This window comes from Rathayibacter sp. AC182, from assembly GCF_979253875.1.
Genome location: NZ_CEEDEK010000005.1, coordinates 1,110,129 through 1,129,384, shown reverse-complemented (window position 1 = coordinate 1,129,384; position 19,256 = coordinate 1,110,129). Strand labels below are relative to the sequence as shown.

Below are 19,256 nucleotides of genomic sequence, written 5' to 3'. Positions count from 1 at the left end.
CTGAACAGGGGGAGGGGTTGCGTCCCGCCAGTCGGAGGGCCAAGCTCCTCCCCCGCTCGCGTCACGTGGCCGGCGTCGCCGTCTCGGATGCCGGAGTGTCCGAGGGCGGATTCGTCGGCGTCTGCGTCGAGCCGTCGTCGGCGCTGGTGGGCACCGCGCTGCCCGACTGGTTCGGCGTCTGCGCGTCCCCGGTGCAGCCGGCGAGGAGTCCCAGCATCAGCGCGGAGGCGCCGAGCGCCCCGGCCATCCGTCGGGCGCTCACTTCTTGCTCACCGCGTCCTTCACGGCGCCGGTGACCTTCTCGACGATGTTCGGCTTCGGGTCGGTGCCGTAGAAGCGCGGGTCCGGCTGCGTGGCCGGCGGCATCGGCGCGCTGGTGGTCGGCCCGTCGTGATAGGTGGAACTGCGCCCTTGCCGTCGGGCGTGGGGCCCGAGGCCCAGGTGCCCTCCTTGGCGGCCTGCCCGTCCGAGAAGTTGAGGTACTGGTACGAGACCGAGCGCTCCTCGTTCGCGAGCGGGAAGTTCGAGGGCACCGGCAGGTCCTCCTTGCCCTCGGCGCGCAGCTCGGCCGCAGCCGCCATCCACTGGTTCTGGTGCATGGTGTCGCGGGCCAGGAGGAACGACATCAGGTCGCGCACGCCGTGGTCGTCGGTCATGTGGTACAGCCGCGCCACCTGCAGGCGGCCCTGCATCTCGGCGTTCGCGTTGGCGGGGTGAAGTCGGCGAGCAGGTTGCCGCTCGCGGTGATGTAGGAGCCCTGCCACGGGTTGCCCATGCTGTCGACCGGGCGGGCGCCGGCGCCGGCGACGATCGCGTGCTGGATGTCGGTGCCTCCGATGACCGCCGCGAGGACCGGGTCCTTCTTCATCGCGTCCTCGGACTGCTCGATCGGAGCCTTCTCGAGCAGCTGCGCGATCATCACGGCGATCATCTCGACGTGGCCGAACTCCTCCGCGCCGATGCCGAACAGGAGGTCGCGGTACTTGCCGGGCTCGTGCGAGTTCCACGCCTGGAAGCCGTACTGCATCCGCCACGCTGATCTCGCCGTACTGGCCGCCGAGCACCTCCTGGAACCTCCTCGCGAAGACCGCGTCGGGCTTGGACGGCGACGACGTGAACTGCAATTCCTGCTTGTGGAAGAACATGCTGATGGTTCCCTTTCCTCACAGATACGGGCGGGTGCGACCCCGGTGTCCCTTCGACCGTAGGCAGCCCTGTTCGTGGGCCAGAAGGGGCTTGACGGGGCCGCGCGGCCGGACAGGACCGACACGTTCCACAGGCGTTTCACGGCCTCGCCGCAGTCTGTTCCGAGGCGGCGCGACCCCGACCCTCGAACCGCCGTCGCTGCCGCGGGCGGGGGCGCGATGGTAGCCCCGTTCGAGCCTCGAGCGCTACGCCCTTCCCGCCGCTCCCGCCCCCTGCCCAGACTGGCCACTGCCGCACGAACCGGTCCCACCCGATCGGCGAGGGCGGCACCCACCATCCCCGACTCGATCCTGGAAGGGACTGACGATGTCCACCATCGATCCCGATCACCTCCGTTCGGCAACGGCGCGCAACTACGGCGCGACCGAGGCGAGCTACGACACCACGACGACCACCGGGACCACCTCCGGGAGCACCAGCGGCTCCGGAACCTCCGGGGCGGTCGACACCGCCAAGCAGGCCGCGGGCACCGCGAAGGAGCAGGCCGGCTCCGTCGCCGGCGACGCCAAGCAGGCTGCCGGAGACGTCCTCTCCACCGGCAAGGACGAGGCGGCCAACGTCGCCCACGAGGCGAAGGTCCAGGTCAAGGACCTGCTCGACCAGAGCCGCGGCCAGCTGACCGAGCAAGCGCACGCCCAGAAGGACAACGCCGCCAAGGGCGTCCGCGCCTTCGGTGACGACCTCACGTCGCTCGCCAACGGCGAGGGCGGGAGCAACGCCGCCACGAACCTCGTCTCGCAGCTCGCCGACCGCGCCCAGGGCGTCGCGTCCTGGCTCGAGGACCGCGAGCCCGCCGAGCTGCTCGAGGACGTCAAGTCCTTCGCGCGCCGCCGCCCGGGAGCCTTCATCCTGATCGCCGCGGCCACCGGGCTCGTCGGCGGAGCGCCTCATCCGCGCTCTCACCTCCGAGGCCAAGGACGAGAAGGAGGCCGCCGCCTCCACGTCCGGCCCCGAGCCGCAGCGCCGAGCGCGTCGACCCTCGACACGACCTACCCGGGCAGCGCACCTACACCGGCACCACCGGTGGCAGCTCGCTCGAGCGCGACCACCTGCCGACCGAGCCGATCGCCGACCCGCTCAGCGTGCCGCCGACCTCGACCGGCGGCACCTACTCGAGCGGTGACACCTTCCCGGGCGGAGGCCGGCTGTGAGCGATCCGACCGGGCGCATCGCGCCGGGTTCGGTGAGCCGACCCCCGACGAACGCGCCGCCACCACGTCGCTGGGCGATCTGCTCGGCGAGGTCTCCCGCGATCTCTCCACCCTGATCCGTCAGGAGATGGCCCTCGCCAAGGCCGAGATCAAGGAATCCGCCGGCAAGGCAGGCAAGGGGGCAGGCCTCCTCGGCGGCGCCGGGTACGCCGGCGCGATGGCCGTGCTGTTCCTCTCGATCGCCCTCTGGTGGGGCCTGGGCCACCTGATCGACAACGGCTGGTCCGCCGTCGTCGTCGCGGTGATCTGGGGCATCATCGCCGCGGTCCTCTACTCCATCGGGCGCAAGAGCCTGAAGCAGGTGGAGGGCGCTCCCGAGACGGTCGACTCCCTCAAGAAGATTCCCGAATCACTCAAGCCGAACGGGGCAGGACGATGACGTACGACGCAGCACAGAACAAGACCGCGGACGAGATCCGCGCCGACATCGAGCGCACCCGCGGAGAGCTGGGCACCGACGTGGACGCGCTGGCCGAGAAGGTCAGCCCCCACGCCATCGCGCAGCGCCAGACCGACAAGGTGAAGAACGCCGTCGGCTCGGTCCGCGACCGGGTCATGGGCAGCGTCCACGACGCGACCGACTCCGTGTCGGGCAGCGTCTCGGGCGCGGGCGACTCCGTCAAGGGCGCCGCCGGCTCGGTCAAGGGCAAGGCCGAGGGCAACCCGCTCGCGGTCGGGCTGATCGCGCTCGGCGCCGGCCTCCTCGTCGCCTCCCTCATCCCGGCGTCCAGCGCCGAGAAGCAGGCGGCCTCGAAGGTCAAGGAGTCGGCCCAGCCGGTCGTCGACAAGGTGACCGACGCCGCGAAGGAGGCCGCGAGCGAGCTCCAGGAGCCCGCCAAGCAGGCCTTCGCCTCCGTCAAGGAGACCGCGACCGACGCCGCCGCGAACGTCAAGGGCGCCGGCACCTCGGCGACCGAGGACGTGAAGGACTCGGCCCGCGAGGCCAAGCACGCGGTGCAGGAGAACGGACAGGCCTAGCCTCTCCTCACGCCGGAAGGGCGGCGGATCCTCGGATCCGCCGCCCTTCCGTGTTCCCTCAGCCCCGCAGCGGCGCTGATCCGGCTTTCGTGGTGCGGTCGCCGAGCCCGTCGAGCAGCTCGCGGAACGCGTCCTCGGCCGAGCGCGTCGGCTCCCAGCCGAGCACCTCGCGCGCCCGGTCCGTCGACATCACCGGCACGTTGGTCGCGATGTCGATCCATCCGGCGTCCGTCCGCTGGATGCGCAGGTGCCAGGTGGCGGTGACGAGCGAGCGGATCAGGCCGGTCGGCGCCGGGATCCACCGCGCGCCGACGAGGTCCGCGATCCGCTTCGGCGTGAGCACCGGCTCCGCCGCGATGTTGAACGCCCCGCCTGCCCGCCGGTCGATCGCCCGCCAGAAGGCGTCGGCGACGTCGTCCGCGTGCACGGCCTGGAAGATCATCGTGCGCGGCAGCGGCAGCACCGGCGGCCGGATCGCTCCGAGCCACCGCGTCGGGTAGCGGGTCCCGCGAAGAGACCGGCGATCTCGGTGGCCGCGGCCTTCTGGAACACGATCCCCGGCCGCAGCCGCGTGACGACGATCTCCGGATGCTCCGCCTCGAACACGTCGAGCGCGCGCTCGTTCGCCGCTTTGTGCATGCTGTACGTCGACGTGTGCAGCCCGCCGGTGGGCCAGCTCTCGTCGACCCGCTCCGACTTGGGCGCCGCGCTGTAGGCGCCGACCGAGGAGGCGACCAGCACCTGGCCCACCCCGCTGTCGGCCGCCGCCTCGAGCACCTTCGCGGTCCCTCCCACGTCGACGAGCCGCTGGAACGCCGGGTCGTGGCTGGGCTGGATCGCCAGGCGAGGTGCACCACCGCGTCGACGCCCGCGAACGCCTCGCGCAGCTGCCGCGGGCGCCGCGCTCGACGCCACGTCGATCTCCTTCCACGTCGCTCCCCGGTACTCGGAGGAGTCGGGCCGGGGCGCCCGGCGCGCGATGCCGACGACCTCCACCGACTCCTCCCGCTCGAGCCGCCGCAGCAGTGCCAGTGCCCAGATTGCCCGTCGCTCCGGACGATCGCGATCCGCATGTCGATGTCCTCCCCCGGTCGGCAGGCGCCGCCGTGGTTCGAGGCTGAGGCGAGGTGGTGCTGGAGGGACGCGGCGGCTTGACAGGGGGTGCTCGTGGACCTCGGCTCTGTGACGGTGCAGCCGTCCCGCGCCGCTCACCGGTCGATGCTCGGCCCGGAGCGCCAGGTCGGAGTGCCGCTCCGGCCGGTCGCGGGGCGGAGGCGTGCGCTCGCGCCGCGCACGCCTCCGTCGATCAGCTCGGCTTGACCGCCGCGCTCGTCTTGACGAGGGTCGTGTAGCCGACCTTCGTGCCGGTGACCTTGACGGTGATCGACGCGGCCTTGTCGGCGGTGACGAGCTTGTAGAGTCGCCGCACGTCGCTCCGGTGATCGCGGTCGTGCCGCGGTACCACCTGGTAGCTCAGGGTGACGGGTGACGGCGTCCACGCGCCCGGGGCTGCGGTGAGGGTGTATCCGACCCGCGCGGTGCCCGAGATCGTCGGGGTCGCGCCGGTCAGCGTGCCCTTCGCGACCGTCGCCGTGGCGGCGCTCGTCTTCGTCGCCGGCGCGAAGCCGGGCTTGGTCGAGGTGACCGAGACGGTGATCGTGGCGCCCGCGTCGGTTCGCCTTGAGGACGTAGGTCTTCGAGGTGGCGCCGGTGATGTACGTGCCGCCGTTCTTCTTCCACTGGTACGTGAGCGTGGTCCCCGCGTCCCAGGTGCCGGGATTCGCGGTGAGGGTCGCGCCGACGGTCTTGGTGCCGGTGATGGTCGGGGTGGGCATGAGGGTCTGCAGCGCGGCCTTGACCGTGGTCGCGGTGCTGGTCTTCGTCAGGGCGGAGTAGCCGGTCTTGGTCCCGGTGACGCTCACCGTGATCCGCGGCGCCCGCATCGGCGGCGACGAGCGTGTAGGTGGACGCAGTGGCTCCGCTGATCGCGACTCCAGCGCGCTTCCACTGGTACGCGAGGGTCACCGGCGCGGGAGCCCAGGTTCCGGGAACAGCGGTCAGCTTCTGCCCCACGGTCGCCGTGCCGGTGATCGTCGGGATGGGCCCGGTGAGCACGGCGCCGTTCGTGACGGCCGCGGTCGTGGCGCTCGTCTTCGTGGCGGGCGAGAACCCGGGCTTGGTGCCGGTGACGGACACGGTGAGCGTCGCCCCGGCGTCGGCCGCCTTCAGGACGTAGGTCTTCGCGGTGGCTCCCGAGAGGTAGACCCCGCCGTTCTTCTTCCACTGATACGTGAGCACGGTGCCCGCATCCCAGGTGCCCGGGTTGGCCGTGAGGGTCGAGCCGACGATGGTCGAGCCCGAGATCGTCGGAGTGGGCATCAGCGTCATCAGCGGCAGGCCGACCTGCACCGCGGCACTGGTCCGGGTGGCCGTCGTGTAGCCCTGCTTCAGTTCCCGTCACGCTGACGGTGAGCGCGGTGCCGGAGTCGGCCGACGCGACGACGTAGGTGCTCCTGGTGGCACCGGTGATCGCGGTGCCGTTGCGCTTCCACTGGTACGAGAGGGTGACCGGCGCCGGGCCCCAGTTGCCCGGGTTCGCCGTCAGGGTGCCGCCGACCGAGGAGGAACCGGTGACGGTCGGCACGGAGTTGGTGAGCGAGCCGAGGGTGACGGCGACGGCGGCGCTGGTGCGTGTCGCCTCCGCGTAGCCGGCCTTCGTGCCGGTGACCTCGACGCTCAAGGTGCCGCTGGAGTAGTCGGGGACGACGTACTGCGAGCCGGTCGCACCCTCGATCGGGTAGCCGTTGTTCAGCCACTGGTAGCTCAGCGCGACGGGCTGAGGGCCTCCAGGCGCCGGGCACGGCGGTCAGAGTGTCACCGACAGCACCGGAGCCGGTGATGGTCGGAGTCGGAAGGTGAGGGTGCCGACGTTCGTCAGCTCCAGAACGAACTCACCCTTGTTGAAGTCGAAGTTCGAGACCTGCAGGAAGTAGGTCTTGCCCGCCTGGACGGCGAAGCTCGCGTGAGCTCGGTCGAAGGAGTAGTCGTACTCGCCCCGTGCTGCCCGTCTCCGTGTACTGGAACGGGCACTCGAGCATTGCGCCCGGAGTGACTCCATCGGAGTCGTAGACCCCGAGGTTCACGGGCGAGAAGCTGTCTCCGAGGTCCGCCTCGACGCTTCCGTTGGAGGTCGCGCGGTACCTGTACCAGACGGGAGCCCATGAAGGGGTTGTAGTCGCACCCCGCGTACGGCTCGTACCAGTTGTTGTCGACCTTCGCGGTCGAGCCCTGGATCGTGGCCGGCAGCGTCGAGACGACGGATGCCGTCGAATAGGTCGTGTTCGGGACCGCGGCACTGGCGGTCAGGAAGAACTCGGCGAATCCTGCCGGCTCCTCGGACGAGTAGTACTCGGAGCTGACCTGGAAGAAGTAGGTCTTGCCGGCTTCCGCCTGCACGTGGTTCTCATGGCGGAATCCGACCTCCGTGCAGCTGATCCGGGTGGCGTCCGTCGTCGGCCCGTCGGCGAAGGCGCTGACGATCGACGGTCCGCCCGGCGAGGACCCTCCGAAGGTCAGCGTCTGCCTCTTCGTGGAGACGTACTTGAACCAGATCGAGCCGTTGCCGCTCTCGAAGAACTCCGAGTAGTCCGGATCGGTCGTCCGACACGTCGAGTCCTCACCCTCGGACAGGGTCGCGCCTTCGTACTGCGCGTTGGAGGTCGAGAACGGCAGGCTCGCGACGACCGTCGCGTTCTCGCGCAGGTCGTTCGCAGGAGGCGCGACTGCGGCGAGCGCCTGGGGAGCGGCGGCCTCCGGCGCGGCGAGGCGCGCGCGGCAGGCTCCTCGGTGTGCCATGCACCCGCGACCGCGGTCGGCGGCTCGGCGGCCGCCGCGACGGCGGCCGGAGCCACAGGACGCCGAAGCCGACCGCGAGGGCGGTGGCGAGGGCGAGGACCCGCGAGCGGGCAGGACGGAACGAGGGCATGTCGGGACTCCAGGGCGGTGCGATCGGGTGGTGGTGCTGCGCCTGCAGAGTCCGAGTGCGTCGAGACCGCGTCCATCGGGGAGGCGTCTCATCTTGGTGGATTCGCAGGCAGCCCGAGGGACCCGTTCGGGGGTCCGGTGCACAGCCGACCCGCCTCGAGCCCGCCGCGGCGGGGTTGTCTCGGATCCGAGGAGATCATCGACCGTTCCCGCTCGCGTCCGCGGTGAGCGGAACCACCTACCACCGCGGCTCCGGAGCGAGGCGCTGCGCCCCGCCGCTCCCTACCCCAGCCCACCGCCCCCGCGCATCCCCCCGCGCCGCAGCCACCGGCTGCTAGCCTGGAGCAATGCCCCGCCGCGTCTCCGCCGTCCATCACGAGGTCGACGGCGTGCAGCTGCGCTCGTACGCCGTCGGCTCGCTCGACGCGCCGCACACCTTCGTGCTCCTCCGGCATCGGGATGTCCCACCGCACGTTCTCGCGCCTGGTCGCCCCGCTGCGGCGGCACGGCCGCGTGGTCGCCGTCGACCTCGCGGGCTTCGGAGCCAACCGCTCGCCGCGGCGCCGCGTCGGCATCGCCGACCACGCCCGGTTCGTCGCACGGGTGCTGGAGGATCGCGGTCACCGCGCGCGATCGCCGTCGGGCACTCCATGGGCACCCAGGTCGCCGTCGAGCTCGCCGCCCTCTCCCCCGACCTCGTCGAGGGCGTGGTGCTGATCGGTCCCGTCGTCGATCCGGAACGGCCCGGAGCGGTCCGGCAGGGCCTCGCGCTCGCCCGCGACTGCCTCGGCGAGCCGATCGGGTGGACGCGCTGGTCCTCGGCGACTACCTGCGCGGAGGCATCGGCTGGTACCTCCGCCAGCTCCCCGAGATGCTGCACCACCCGATCGTCGCCCGGGCCGCGGTGCTCGCTCAGCCCGTCCTGATCGTCCGCGGCCACGACGACCCGATCGGCACGCGCGACTGGTGCGCACGGCTCGCCGCCGCCTGCTCCGACGCCCGCGTGCTCGAGGCTCGGCCGCTCCCGCCACGTGGTCCCGCGCACGGAGCCCGAGGAGCTCGCCCGCGAGCTCGGGCGCTTCGCCGCCTCGATCGGCACGTCCCCGCGACCGCCGCCGAGCCTCCGTCGAGCCGCCCGCCGGCACCGCCGTCGTCGAGGTCGCGGTGAACCGGATCGTCCGCGACGGCCTCTGGTGGATCCAGGACTACGCCTACGCCGTCGCCTGGCAGGTGCGCGGCTTCGTCTCGCGACGCGCCCCCGACGACTACCTCGACGGCGATCGCCGACCCGTGCTCGTGCTGCCGGGATCGGGACGTGGTCCTTCCTCCGCCCGATCATCGATCCGCTGCACCGGCGCGGTCACCCGCTGCACGTGCTCGACGACCTCGGCCGGAACGGCCGGCCCGTGGCGCGCACCGCGGAGGACGTCGCCGCCTACCTCGAGCGGCACGACCTCCGCGACGTCGTCATCGTCGCCCACAGCAAGGGCGGCCTGGTCGGCGAGTACGTCATGACCGAGCTCGACCCCGACGCGCCGCGTCGACCGCGCGCTCGGTCGCCGTGTCGACCCCGTTCCGGCGGCTCGCGTTACGCGCCCCCTACCTCGTACTGAAGAGCCTCCGCTTTCGTTCTCGCCCCGCGATGCGGCGACCCTCCTGCTCGCGAGCCGGGCCGGGGCGGACGCCCGCATCACCTCGGTCTTCGGCGTCTTCGACCCGCACATCCCCGAGGGCAGCATGCTCGAAGGGCGCGGTCAACGTGCGGGATGGCGGGTCGGTGGCCGCCGGGATCCTCCGGAACACCGAGAGCCCTCGCGGCCGTGATCACCGCGGTGTCCGCCGGACTGAGACTCAGCCCTCGTCGGCATCGGCGGGGTGATGACGACGGCGTCGGCCGGGCAGTCGATCTCGGCCGCGGCGAAATCGCCCTCGACGGCGCCCGTCGACGCGAAGGGGACCTGCGAAGCAGAAGGCCTCGGGCACGTCGTCGGCCTCGGGGTGCTCGGACGCGTCGACCGGCGTGCGGAACGACAGCGAGCCGAGCGGCTCCTCCGCGCTCGGCGCGTCGTACGACTCGATGCCGATCGGCTCGACCCCTTCGACGGGTGCGGCATCGGCCGCGCGGGCGAGGTCGAACGCGTCGTCCTGCGGGCCGGTGAGCGCGGCGGTCAGGGTGCGCAGCCGCTCGCGGGCGTCGTCGCGGGCACCGAGCAGCGGGCGCTGTCGGTCCGCTCCGGAACGGCGGGAGCGGGAGTCCGTGCAGCCGGCGAGCGCGAGGGCGCCGAGGAGAGGGTCGCCGCCGCCCAGTGCCGTCCGCATCCGAGTCACGAGAACGACCCTAGGGCCTGGTGGGCGGGCGCCTGTAGCGCGCGCTCCGACCCGCCCGCAACTCCCTTCGGGCGTGGGCCGGGAAGCGGAGGGTGGAGTCATGGCCCACGCGAGAACGACCGGACCGACCGAGCTCCTCCTGGTGCGTCACGGCGAGAGCGTCGCCAACGTCGCAGCGAGCGCAGCCGAGGGGCGCAGGGGGCGCTCGAGATCGCCGTCGACCGCCGCGACGCCGACGTCGAGCTCTCGGACGCCGGGCAGGAGCAGGCGCACGCCCTCGGACGCTGGCTGGCCGGCGAGGCTGCACCCGCCTCCGCCTGGAGCTCGCCCTTCGTCCGCGCGTCCTCGACGGCGAGGATCGCCCTGGCCGAGGCCGGGCCGATCTGCCGCTCGGAGTCGACGAGCGGCTCCGCGACCTCGCCGACCTCGGCATCGCCGACCGGCTCACCTCCGCAGGGTTCCGCGAGCGCTTCCCCGAGGAGGCGCAGCGCCGCGAGTGGCACGGCAAGTTCTACTGCCGACCGCCGGGGGGCGAGTCCTGGACCGATCTCGCCCTGCGGATGCGGTCGTTCCTCGACCACCTCGACGCCGCCGCGCCCACCGGTCCCGCCGTGCTGTTCTGCCACGACGCCGTGGTGCTCATCACCCGCTACGTCTGCGAGGGCCTGTCCGAGCGCGAGCTCCTCGACATCGGCGCCTCCACCCCGGTCGCCAACGCGTCGGTGACGCGGCTCCTGCGCGGCGACGACGGCTGGAGCGTCGAGCGCTTCTCGAGCACCGAGCACCTGGAGCGCACGGGCGCGCCCGTCACCCGGCACGACGACCGCGACGAGGAGAGGAGACCCGCATGACTGAGACCATCGACCGTGCCCTGCTGGAGCAGCGCTGGCCGCTGCCCGAGCCGTCCCGGATCCAAGCACGCCCGCGGCGACATCGTCATCGTCGGCGGTGCCCGCAAGACCCCGGAGCCGCTCTGCTCGCGGGCATCGCGGCGCTGCGGGTCGGCGCCGGCCGCATCACGTTGTGCGTCGCCGAGTCCGTCGCCTCCGCCACGGCGGTCGCGCTGCCCGAGTGCGGCGTCGTCCCGCTGCAGGAGTCGCGCACCGGATCCATCACCGGCCGCGGACTCGAGGCGCTCGAGGGCGAGCTGGCCTCGGCCGACGTGGCCCTCGTCGGCCCGGGACTGGACGACCCGAAGGCGACCGCCGCGACCCTCCGGGCGCTCGCACCGCTGCTGCGCGACGTGCCCGCCGTGCACCTGGACGCGTTCCCGCTCGGCGTGCTGCCGGGTCAGAAGCGCGTCGCCCGCTCTCTCGCCGGACGCCTGCTGATCACTCCGGAACACCGCGGAGGCCGAGCGGCTGCTGGGCGCCGAGATCGAGGACGTCGAGACCGCCGCCAGGGCGATCGCCCGCCGCTACGAGGCGGTCGTGAGCCTCTTCAACGTCGTCGCGGATCCGGACGGCGTGCTCGTGCGGCGCCGAGGGCGAGCACCCGGGGCTGGCGACGGCCGGCAGCGGCGACGTGCTCGCCGGTGCGACGCGGCGGGCCTCCGAGCGCGCGGCATCGACGGAGCGGGCGCGGCGGCGTGGGGCGTGCACCTGCACACGGAGGCGGACACCCGCCTCGCGGAGCGCATCGGCCCCGCCGGCTACCTCGCGAGCGAGATCCCCGCCGAGTTCCCGGCGCTGCTGCGCAGCTGACCCTGCGGGTCGAGCAGCCACGCGGGGGCGTGTCGAGACCCACGACTCCCGGAGGACGTGGATCTCGATACGGCCGCCTGCGCGGCCTACCCGATCAGCAGAAAGATGCGCTGCTCGCCGAGCGCTCAGAGCGCGACGTCGGCGACCGAGAACGCGACTCCGGGAGTGATGAGGATCGACGTCTGCCGCGGCTCCCCCTCGCCCTGGTTCGCGACGAGCCAGCGCGAGGCCTCGCCGTCGAGCGCGCGCTCGACGTCGGCCTGCACCGCCTCGGCGGTCGTGTCCGACAGGCTGTACGGCGATCCGCCGTAGGTGATCTCGACGCGCTCACAGGATGGGCTCCTCGCTCGGCCGACCGGCTCCTCTCGGCTCCTCGCTGATGCGCAGACCGTGTGCGGTGTGCGAATCGGCCAGGAGCTGGCGGATCCATTCGGGATTGATCGAGGGCGCGCGGCCCCGTGGTACCTTGAACCGCAGCGGGATCGCGGGGTGCACCCAGATCGAGGTGCGTCCGTCGCCGACCGCCTGCGAGTCCTTCCACGAGAAGCAGAAGGACTCGCTGCGTGCGAGCTTGGACCCGATGACGATCTGCAGGTGCGCCAGCAGGCGGTCGTCGAAGTCGGCCTCCAGGGTGGAGTCGTAGATCAATCGGCCCATCAGGGCACTCTCCGTTCAGCCTGCGGTGCTCGGTGGGGGCCGGGTGACGCCGGGGCAGCGCTCCCGCTCCGGTACCCGCGGCAGGAGCCGATCCTACCGAGAGCACCTCGCGCGGCCATGTCAGCGGCCCTCGTCGTCGTACTCGGGCAGGTCCAGGTCGGGGAGCCGCACGATCTCGTCGTCGGCCTCGGCGACCGGATGCGACACCCCGAGTCGACCGGCCTCGCGGTCCATCCGCTCGACGAGCGCGTCGTCGACGATCTCCTCGGCGTCGCTCTCCTCGGGCTCGCTGAGGAGCTGGCTGGCGGGGCCGATGAGCAGATCGGCGCTGCCGATCCCACCGTCCTCGAGACGCACGGGGATCCGGACCGCCGCGGATCCCTCCGCTGCGCGAGCGCCTCGGCGTAGTGCACCAGCGAGCGGGCGATGGCGCTGCCGGTCAGCACCGAGCTGCCCGCGTAGTGAATCCGTTCCATCCCTCTTTCCTACTCCTCTCCTCCGACAGCGGTCACCGGTTGCGGGAGCGGCGCTGCGGTTGCTAGCGCAGGGCGGTGAGCCGGCGTTCCAGTCCCTCGCGAACCGCCGGCCACTCCTCGCGCAGGATCGAGTGCACCGCCGTGTCGCGCCACGATCCGTCGGCCCTGCGCTGGTCGTGCCGCAGCACCCCCTCGAACGTCGCGCCCAGCCGCAGGATCGCCGCCCGCGATCGGGCGTTGGCCGCGTCGGCCTGCAGCTTCACGCGCGAATAGCCGCTGTCGAAGGCGAGCCCGAGCAGCAGGCGCTTCGTCTCGGGATTCACCGCGGTGCCCCACACCTCGGGGGCGTACGCGGTCCAGCCCAGGTGCGCGGCCTCGCGCGTCTCGTCGAAGTCGGCGAGCGCCGTCGCTCCGACCACGCGCCCGTCGACCAGCACGGCGTACGGCAGACCCGTCCCCCAGGGGTAGTAGCGGAGGAGGAACGCCCGGAACGCGACCGGGTCGGGGTCCAGGCCGGCGGCCCCTCCTCCGTAGCCGCCCGCGAAGACCTCGGGCCGCGCGATCGCGTCGCGCAGTCCGTCGAGGTGCTCGTCGGCGAGCGGCTCGAGGACCACGGTCCTTCCGAGGAGGCGCACAGGGCTCGGCCGGCGGGGGAGGCGGGGGCGGAGTCGGTCACCCGGCCATTCTGGGGTCGCCACCGCCGCCGCGGGTGGTCCAGACCGCGTGCCAGCATGGGGTCCATGGCCGACTCCGCGCTGTTCGAGACCTCCGTCGCCGCCTTCGTCCGCCTGCTCTCGCGGATCGGCGACGATGAGTGGGCGCTCCCCGGACTCGGCGACTGGGACGTCCGCGGGCTCGCCGGGCATACGTCGCGCGCGATCCTCACCGTCGAGACGTACCTCGGCGCCGAGGAGCCCGCCGAAGCGACGGTGCCCGACGCGCTCGCCTACTACGCAGCACTCGCCGGGAACGTCGGCGACCCGGCGGCCGTCGCACGACGAGGAGTGGAGGCGGGAACGGCGCTGGGCGACCGTCCCGAGGAGACCGCTCGCGACGCGCTGCGGCGCGCGACCGCTCTGCTCGCGGAACAGCGGCCCGGTCGCCTGGTCGCGATCGGCCCGCACGCGATCGCCCTCGACGAGTACCTCCGCACGCGCGTGCTCGAGCTGGTCGTGCACACGATCGACCTGTCGCGGGCGACCGGCGTGCCGCACGAGCTGCCCGCTCCCGCCGTCGAGGCGAGCTGTGCGCTGACCGGGTCCCTCGCGGCACGCGGCGGTCGGGCGGAGGAGTTCCTGATGGCGGTCAGCGGGCGCGAGCGGCTGGCGGCCGGGTTCTCGGTGGTGTGACTCCGGCTCCATCGGTCCGTGCACGACGGAGGGCCGCCGCTCGGATCCCTCCGGGGCGACGGCCCTCCTGCAGACCTCGCGTGCCGCTCAGGCCACGGCGAGCGCCGCGACCGGCGAGACGGTCGTCGCGCGTCGGGCGGGCAGCACCGCCGAGACCACCGTGATCAGCACACCGACGACGACCACCGAGACGAGGATCCCCACCGGGATCGTCGGCGGCACGAGGCCGATGCCCTTCATCGAACCGAAGATCGCGATCGCCCCGCTCCATCCGTAGACCACGCCGAGGACCAGGCCCAGCAGGGCCGCGGCGATCACCATCTGCGCCGCTTCGACGACGACCATCCAGCGCACCTGCGAACCCGTGAATCCGAGTGCCCGGAGCAGCCCCAGCTCGCGGCGTCGCTGGAGCACGCTGAGCGAGAGCGTGTTGACCATGCCGACGGCGGCGAGGAGCACCGAGAAGCCGAGCAGGACGCTCATGATCGCGGTGCTGACCGAGACGAACTGGTCGAGCGCCTCGAAGACCTCGGGGCTCATGTCCTCGGACATCCGCATGATGGTGGCGAAGGTCGCCGCGGCGACCGCGAACATCGTGACGAGCGTCACTCCGATCACGAGGCCGATGACGGCCCGCGCGCTGCGGGCGGGGTTCCTGATCGCATTGGCGGAGGCGAGGCGCGCGACCGGTCCGGCGCCGAAGGCCCGACCGACCAGCGACGTCAGCGGAGGCAGCAGCACCGGCGCGCCGAGGATGATGCCGGAGAACGAGACCATGCCGCCGACCAGGCCGATCAGCACCCCGAACGGACTCAGCAGCCCGACCACGACGCCCGCGCCCAGCAGGAGGAATCCGAGCACGACGAACGCGATCGCCAGGGCGTTGCGGCCTCGGCGGCCCCTCAGCTCGTCGTAGCGCGGCTCGGCGGAGGAGCCCGCAGCCTCGGACGGCGAGACCGAGAGCACGCGGCGCGATCCGGCCCAGGAAGGCGATGACGGTCGACGCGATGACGGCCACCGCCGGCAGCAGCAGTCCCGGCGAGACGAGCGGGAGCTCGATTCGGGTGAACGTCCCCGTGGCGAACGCGAGCTCGGCACCGGCCGCGACGAGCACGACCGCGGCGACGAGGCCGATCACCGCGCCGAGCAGGCCCTGCATCAGGCCGTTGCGCACGACCTCGGCGCGCAGCGAGCGACCGGAGGCTCCCAGCAGGCGCAGGAGCGAGATCTCGCGGGTGCGGCCCGCGATCACCGTGGAGACCGCGTTCGAGGTGACGATGCCGCCCACGAACACGGCGATGCCGAAGAACACGACGCCGACCACTCCGAGCGTCGTCGCGGCCTGCTCGATGCCGTCCAGGCCGGCGGCCTCGAACGCGGCGACCATGTCGGCGACGACCATGACGAGCACTCCGCCGAATGCGGCGGACAGGGCGGCGACCGTGACGATCGCGCCTCCGCCCTGCTTCGAGCCCGTGCGCACGCCGCTCACGCCGCGGTCTCCATCTCGAGCATCGTGCGCGAGACCTCTTCCGCGGTCATGCCGCGGCGGTCGTCGACGACCGCCCCGTCGCGGAGGAAGACGATGCGGTCGGCGTAGGCGGCCGCGATCGGGTCGTGGGTGACCATCGCGATCGACTGGCCGTACTCGCGGGTGGAGGCGCGCAGCAGGGTGAGGACCTCGCGGCCGGTGCGGGAGTCGAGGTTGCCGGTGGGCTCGTCGGCGAAGATCAGCTGGGGCCGGGTGGCGAGCGCGCGGGCGATGGCGACGCGCTGCTGCTGGCCGCCCGACAGCTCGTAGGGCCGGTGCGTGAGGCGGTCGCGCAGCCCGAGCGACTCGATGAGGCTCGCGATCCACGCCTCCTCGTCGGCGGTGACGCGGCGTCCGTCGAGCTCGAAGGGCAGACGGATGTTGCCGCGCACGTCGAGCGTGGGGATGAGGTTGAACGCCTGGAAGACGAAGCCGACCTGGCGGCGGCGCAGCAGCGTGAGCTCGGCGTCGCCGAGGCCGCTGATCTCGGTGTCGCCGAGGAACACACGGCCGTCGGTGGCCGTGTCGAGACCGGCGAGGACGTGCATGAGGGTGGACTTGCCGGATCCGCTCGGTCCCATGACGGCGGTGAACTCGCCGCGCTGGATCGAGAGGGTGACGCCGTCGAGGGCGACGACGGGGGCGTGCTGCCGTACAGCTTGCGCACGTTCTCGACGCGCGCCACAACGGTGGAGGTCTGGTTCTGCATGTCCTCGACGCTACGGAGCGGGTCCCGTCGCGGGCGTCGCCCCGGGGTGGTCGGGAGGTCATCCCTGCGGGGGACGGGGAATGGTCCTCTGTGCTCCCGGGCGGGATCAGCGGGGGCTCAGCCCCGCGCGCCGGAGGGCGAGCGCGGCGAGCGCCTGCGTCGCGGCGGGGTCGCCGGTGCGCCAGCCGGGGACGGCGTCGGGGTGGGCCGCGAGGATCTCGCGCGGGGTCGCCTCCGTCAGCGCGCGCAGCGCCAGGAGCTCGCCGCCCGCCGGGGTGGCGCCGAGGGCTCGGAGCTCGGCGGCGCGCCGGGCGAAGCGCAGGCGCGGGCGCAGCCAGAGCACCGCCAGGAGCAGGAGGGGCAGTCCACCGACCGCGAGGCCTGCCACGATCGCGAGGGCTCCCGCGAGCTGCTGCTGGATCGCGTCCCGCGGCGGCCAGCACGGAGGCGGCTCCGCTCGCCTCGTCGAAGGGCGCGCGCACGGCGTCGCCGAGCAGCGGGATGCCGCCGAGCGTGGATCCGGCGTCGGTCATCGTCGAGCCGAAGCCGCTGCCCGCGCTCTTCGAGGCGGCGGCCGATCTCGGCGAGCCCGGCGATCAGGCTGCCGACGGCGATGCCGGCGGCGATCGCGACGGCGGCGACGGCGATCGCCAGGGCGTCGGCCGTGATCTGCCGGGCGCGCACGGCGGGGAGGTCGGCGTAGATCTGCATCCGCCGATCATGCCCCGCCCGGGTCCACTCGTGTTCACAACGAAGGAAGAACTGGTCTGCCGGGCCTGCGAACCCCGCCGCCCCGCCGCCGCCTGCAGATCCTTCCTTCGTTGTGAACGCGACCTCGAGCGCCGGCACTCCTCCCCAGCCCTCCCACCCAGGAGATCCGCGCCGAGGGACCAGGCCGTGCACTCCTGGTCCGGCTCTCCTCCGCGACACTCCGCCCATGGACATCGAAGCGGTACTGCTCCGCCACGGCGGCACCGCCAGTCGGGCGGCACTGGTCGAATCGGGGATGAGCACCCGCCGCTCTCGCCGCCGCCGTCGCCGACGGCGCGCTCGTGCGGGGCCGCCGGGGGCAGTACGCCTCTCCTCGGCTGCCTCCGGAGGTGCTCACGGCCTTCCGGATCGGGGGCAGGCTCGGCGCGACCGATGCGGCGCGGTCCCACGGGCTGTGGGTCCTGCGATCACCGCAGCTCCACGTGCACGTCGTGCCGAACGCTGCCCGGATCGGCGCACCCCGAGGTGTCCGGCTCCACTGGGATCCCGCGTGGCCCGACGACGAGCCCCTGCGCGTCTCTCCCCCGCACTCGCTACTGCAGCTCGGACGTTCCGTGGGAGTCGAGGACATGCTGGTCGCCGTCGAGTCGGCGAGGGAGCAGCGTCTCGTCTCCCGCGACGATCTCGTCGAGCTGCGACGGCTCTGCCCGGTCCGACTCCACGAGGTGCTCGACTTCTGCCGCGACGACGCCCAGAGCGGTCTCGAGTCCCTCGCGCGCTGGCGGCTCCATCTGCTCGGTATCACCGCCGTCGCACAGGCGTGGATCCCCGGCGTCGGACGGGTCGACCTCCTGATCGGCCGCAGCCTCATCGTCGAGCTCGACGGCCGGTCGACGCACGACTTCGAGAACGACCGCCGCCGTGACACGGCCGCCGCGGTCGACGGCTACGTCACCCTCCGCTTCTCCGCAGCGCAGGTGCTGACGCGGTGGCCGGAGGTCGAGCGTGCGATCGTGACCGCGATCTCACGCGGCCTGCACCGCCTCTGACCCGGTCAGTCGAGGAGGTCGTGCAGGACGACGACCTGCTCGCGCTCCGGGCCGACTCCGATGGCCGAGAAACGCGCGCCGCTCATCGCCTCGAGCGCGCGGACGTAGTCCTGCGCGGCCTGCGGGAGATCGGCGAACGTGCGGCAGCCGGTGATGTCCTCCTGCCAGCCGGGGAACTCCTCGTAGATCGGCTTCGCGTGGTGGAAGTCGCTCTGCGAGACCGGGACCTCGTCGTGGCGCACGCCGTCGACGTCGTACGCGACGCAGACGGGGATCGTCCTCGAGGCCCGAGAGCACGTCGAGCTTGGTGAGGACGAAGTCGGTGACGCCGTTGATCCGGGCGGAGTAGCGGGCGATCGGGGCGTCGTACCAGCCGCAGCGGCGCGGGCGGCCGGTCGTGGTGCCGAACTCGAAGCCCTGCTTGCGGAGGTACTCGCCCCACTCGTCGAAGAGCTCGGTCGGGAAGGGGCCCGCACCGACGCGGGTCGTGTACGCCTTGATGACCGCGATGACGCGTTCGATGCGGTTGGGGGCGACTCCGGAGCCGGTGGCCGCTCCTCCGGAGGTCGCGTTCGAGGACGTGACGAACGGGTAGGTGCCGTGGTCGACGTCGAGCATGGTGGCCTGACCCGCCTCGAACAGCACGGTCTTGCCGGCGTCGAGCGCCTGGGCGAGCACGAGCGAGGTGTCGGCGACCATGGGGCGCAGGCGCTCGGTGTACTGCAGCAGGTCCTCCATGACCTGCTCGACCAGGATCGCGCGGCGGTTGTAGACCTTCACCAGCAGGTGGTTCTTCTGGTCGAGGGCGCCCTCGACCTTCTGGCGCAGGATGTTCTCGTCGAAGAGGTCCTGGATCCGGATGCCGACGCGGTTGATCTTGTCGGCGTAGGCGGGGCCGATGCCGCGGCCCGTGGTGCCGATCTGGCGCTTGCCGAGGAACCGCTCCGTCACCTTGGTCGAGGGTGCGGTGGTAGCTCGTGATGACGTGCGCGTTGGCGCTGACGAGCAGCTTCGAGACGTCGACGCCGCGGGCGCTCAGCGCCTCGAGCTCGTGGAAGAGCACCTCGATGTCGACGACGACGCCGTTCGCGATGACGGGGACGACGCCCGGCGTCAGGATGCCCGAGGGGAGCAGGTGCAGCGCGTACTTCTCGTCGCCCACGACGACGGTGTGGCCGGCGTTGTTGCCGCCGTTGAACTTGACGACGTAGTCGACGCGGCTGCCGAGGAGGTCGGTGGCGCGTCCCTTGCCCTCGTCGCCCCACTGGGCGCCGGTGATGACGATTGCTGGCATGGCGTGTCCTTCTCGACGGGGAGGTGGGCGCCCGGCCCGTTTCGGGTCCACCGGGCCTCGGCGGGCCGGC

21 protein-coding genes and 5 pseudogenes are annotated in these 19,256 nt (G+C 72.5%); 11 read left to right on the top strand and 15 right to left on the bottom strand.

Annotated elements, in window-relative coordinates; translation table 11 throughout:
* Positions 1 to 65: 65 nt before the first annotated feature.
* A complete protein-coding gene (locus AC0CII_RS16940) occupies positions 66 to 296 on the top strand; it encodes a hypothetical protein (protein ID WP_465231122.1) in 231 nt (76 codons plus the stop codon).
* Here the strand turns inward: AC0CII_RS16940 and AC0CII_RS16935 are convergent.
* Positions 259 to 1,145 (bottom strand): annotated as a pseudogene (locus tag AC0CII_RS16935) (manganese catalase). The gene AC0CII_RS16940 and the pseudogene AC0CII_RS16935 sit on opposite strands and share 38 nt — an antisense overlap.
* Before the next feature lie 1,282 nt (positions 1,146 to 2,427).
* On the opposite strand from AC0CII_RS16935, the gene AC0CII_RS16930 reads away from it, so the two are divergent.
* The gene (locus AC0CII_RS16930; RefSeq protein WP_242682984.1) at positions 2,428 to 2,796 is read left to right on the top strand and encodes a phage holin family protein; all 369 of its coding nucleotides are present in this window, start codon (positions 2,428 to 2,430) and stop codon (positions 2,794 to 2,796) included.
* Positions 2,793 to 3,395, top strand: coding sequence for a DUF3618 domain-containing protein (locus AC0CII_RS16925; RefSeq protein WP_465227020.1), 603 nt, complete (start codon positions 2,793 to 2,795; stop codon positions 3,393 to 3,395). The genes AC0CII_RS16930 and AC0CII_RS16925 overlap by 4 nt, the downstream gene beginning before the upstream one ends.
* 58 nt (positions 3,396 to 3,453) lie before the next feature.
* Here AC0CII_RS16925 and AC0CII_RS16920 read toward each other — a convergent pair whose 3' ends face one another.
* The 5 genes from AC0CII_RS16920 to AC0CII_RS16900 all read right to left on the bottom strand — a co-directional run bounded on the left by AC0CII_RS16920 (position 3,454) and on the right by AC0CII_RS16900 (position 7,250).
* On the bottom strand, positions 3,454 to 3,858 hold the full coding sequence (locus AC0CII_RS16920) for a Rossmann-fold NAD(P)-binding domain-containing protein (protein WP_465230112.1): 405 nt from the start codon (positions 3,856 to 3,858) through the stop codon (positions 3,454 to 3,456).
* On the bottom strand, positions 3,834 to 4,391 hold the full coding sequence (locus AC0CII_RS16915) for an NAD-dependent epimerase/dehydratase family protein (RefSeq protein ID WP_465230111.1): 558 nt from the start codon (positions 4,389 to 4,391) through the stop codon (positions 3,834 to 3,836). Before AC0CII_RS16915 ends, AC0CII_RS16920 begins: the two co-directional genes overlap by 25 nt.
* Positions 4,392 to 4,603: 212 nt before the next feature.
* Positions 4,604 to 5,317 (bottom strand): hypothetical protein, encoded by a 714-nt coding sequence (locus AC0CII_RS16910; RefSeq protein ID WP_465230110.1) that lies wholly within the window; start codon positions 5,315 to 5,317, stop codon positions 4,604 to 4,606.
* Positions 5,314 to 6,135 (bottom strand): hypothetical protein, encoded by an 822-nt coding sequence (locus tag AC0CII_RS16905; protein ID WP_465230109.1) that lies wholly within the window; start codon positions 6,133 to 6,135, stop codon positions 5,314 to 5,316. Before AC0CII_RS16905 ends, AC0CII_RS16910 begins: the two co-directional genes overlap by 4 nt.
* A 194-nt stretch (positions 6,136 to 6,329) precedes the next feature.
* The gene (locus AC0CII_RS16900) at positions 6,330 to 7,250 is read right to left on the bottom strand and encodes a hypothetical protein (RefSeq protein ID WP_465230108.1); all 921 of its coding nucleotides are present in this window, start codon (positions 7,248 to 7,250) and stop codon (positions 6,330 to 6,332) included.
* 588 nt (positions 7,251 to 7,838) lie between these two features.
* On the opposite strand from AC0CII_RS16900, the gene AC0CII_RS16895 reads away from it, so the two are divergent.
* The 3 genes from AC0CII_RS16895 (at position 7,839) to AC0CII_RS16885 (ending at position 8,992) form a co-directional block, all read left to right on the top strand.
* Positions 7,839 to 8,096 (top strand): alpha/beta fold hydrolase, encoded by a 258-nt coding sequence (locus tag AC0CII_RS16895; protein WP_465230107.1) that lies wholly within the window; start codon positions 7,839 to 7,841, stop codon positions 8,094 to 8,096.
* An 85-nt stretch (positions 8,097 to 8,181) separates the two neighbouring features.
* Positions 8,182 to 8,547, top strand: coding sequence for a hypothetical protein (locus AC0CII_RS16890; RefSeq protein WP_465230106.1), 366 nt, complete (start codon positions 8,182 to 8,184; stop codon positions 8,545 to 8,547).
* Positions 8,548 to 8,572: 25 nt separating this feature from the next.
* The gene (locus AC0CII_RS16885) at positions 8,573 to 8,992 is read left to right on the top strand and encodes an esterase/lipase family protein (RefSeq protein WP_465230105.1); all 420 of its coding nucleotides are present in this window, start codon (positions 8,573 to 8,575) and stop codon (positions 8,990 to 8,992) included.
* A 238-nt stretch (positions 8,993 to 9,230) separates the two neighbouring features.
* Here the strand turns inward: AC0CII_RS16885 and AC0CII_RS16880 are convergent, their stop codons facing one another.
* Positions 9,231 to 9,707, bottom strand: a complete 477-nt coding sequence (locus AC0CII_RS16880; protein WP_465230104.1) for a hypothetical protein — start codon at positions 9,705 to 9,707, stop codon at positions 9,231 to 9,233.
* Here AC0CII_RS16880 and AC0CII_RS16875 point away from each other — a divergent pair.
* The 3 genes and pseudogenes from AC0CII_RS16875 to AC0CII_RS16865 all read left to right on the top strand — a co-directional run.
* Positions 9,600 to 10,025 (top strand): annotated as a pseudogene (locus AC0CII_RS16875) (hypothetical protein); the annotation flags it as partial. The gene AC0CII_RS16880 and the pseudogene AC0CII_RS16875 sit on opposite strands and share 108 nt — an antisense overlap.
* Positions 9,992 to 10,558, top strand: a complete 567-nt coding sequence (locus AC0CII_RS16870; protein ID WP_465230968.1) for a histidine phosphatase family protein — start codon at positions 9,992 to 9,994, stop codon at positions 10,556 to 10,558. The pseudogene AC0CII_RS16875 and the gene AC0CII_RS16870, both read left to right, overlap by 34 nt.
* Entirely contained in the window at positions 10,555 to 11,790 is a 1,236-nt protein-coding gene (locus AC0CII_RS16865) for an NAD(P)H-hydrate dehydratase (RefSeq protein ID WP_465230103.1), read from the top strand. The genes AC0CII_RS16870 and AC0CII_RS16865 overlap by 4 nt, the downstream gene beginning before the upstream one ends.
* Here the strand turns inward: AC0CII_RS16865 and AC0CII_RS16860 are convergent.
* The 3 genes from AC0CII_RS16860 to AC0CII_RS16850 form a co-directional block, all read right to left on the bottom strand.
* Entirely contained in the window at positions 11,738 to 12,067 is a 330-nt protein-coding gene (locus tag AC0CII_RS16860) for a DUF7882 family protein (RefSeq protein WP_465230102.1), read from the bottom strand. The two genes, AC0CII_RS16865 and AC0CII_RS16860, sit on opposite strands and share 53 nt — an antisense overlap.
* A 120-nt stretch (positions 12,068 to 12,187) precedes the next feature.
* The gene (locus AC0CII_RS16855; protein ID WP_465230101.1) at positions 12,188 to 12,424 is read right to left on the bottom strand and encodes a hypothetical protein; all 237 of its coding nucleotides are present in this window, start codon (positions 12,422 to 12,424) and stop codon (positions 12,188 to 12,190) included.
* Positions 12,425 to 12,605: 181 nt separating this feature from the next.
* On the bottom strand, positions 12,606 to 13,157 hold the full coding sequence (locus AC0CII_RS16850) for a GNAT family N-acetyltransferase (RefSeq protein WP_465230100.1): 552 nt from the start codon (positions 13,155 to 13,157) through the stop codon (positions 12,606 to 12,608).
* A 126-nt stretch (positions 13,158 to 13,283) separates the two neighbouring features.
* Between AC0CII_RS16850 and AC0CII_RS16845 the strand changes: the two genes are divergently transcribed.
* Positions 13,284 to 13,892: a maleylpyruvate isomerase family mycothiol-dependent enzyme gene (locus AC0CII_RS16845; protein WP_465227029.1), complete on the top strand. Its 609-nt coding sequence runs from the start codon at positions 13,284 to 13,286 to the stop codon at positions 13,890 to 13,892.
* Positions 13,893 to 13,979: 87 nt separating this feature from the next.
* On the opposite strand, the gene AC0CII_RS16840 is transcribed toward AC0CII_RS16845, so the two are convergent.
* From AC0CII_RS16840 to AC0CII_RS16825, 4 genes and pseudogenes are all read right to left on the bottom strand, one after another.
* Positions 13,980 to 14,858, bottom strand: a complete 879-nt coding sequence (locus AC0CII_RS16840; RefSeq protein ID WP_465230099.1) for an ABC transporter permease — start codon at positions 14,856 to 14,858, stop codon at positions 13,980 to 13,982.
* 34 nt (positions 14,859 to 14,892) lie between these two features.
* A pseudogene (locus tag AC0CII_RS16835) lies at positions 14,893 to 15,279 on the bottom strand (FtsX-like permease family protein); the annotation flags it as partial.
* A 101-nt stretch (positions 15,280 to 15,380) separates the two neighbouring features.
* A pseudogene (locus tag AC0CII_RS16830) lies at positions 15,381 to 16,132 on the bottom strand (ABC transporter ATP-binding protein).
* Between the two features lie 237 nt (positions 16,133 to 16,369).
* The gene (locus AC0CII_RS16825; protein WP_465230098.1) at positions 16,370 to 16,843 is read right to left on the bottom strand and encodes a hypothetical protein; all 474 of its coding nucleotides are present in this window, start codon (positions 16,841 to 16,843) and stop codon (positions 16,370 to 16,372) included.
* Between the two features lie 629 nt (positions 16,844 to 17,472).
* Here AC0CII_RS16825 and AC0CII_RS16820 point away from each other — a divergent pair.
* Positions 17,473 to 17,892, top strand: a complete 420-nt coding sequence (locus AC0CII_RS16820; RefSeq protein ID WP_465230097.1) for a DUF559 domain-containing protein — start codon at positions 17,473 to 17,475, stop codon at positions 17,890 to 17,892.
* 5 nt (positions 17,893 to 17,897) lie between these two features.
* On the opposite strand, the pseudogene AC0CII_RS16815 reads toward AC0CII_RS16820, so the two are convergent.
* Positions 17,898 to 19,186 (bottom strand): annotated as a pseudogene (locus AC0CII_RS16815) (adenylosuccinate synthase).
* Positions 19,187 to 19,256: the final 70 nt, after the last annotated feature.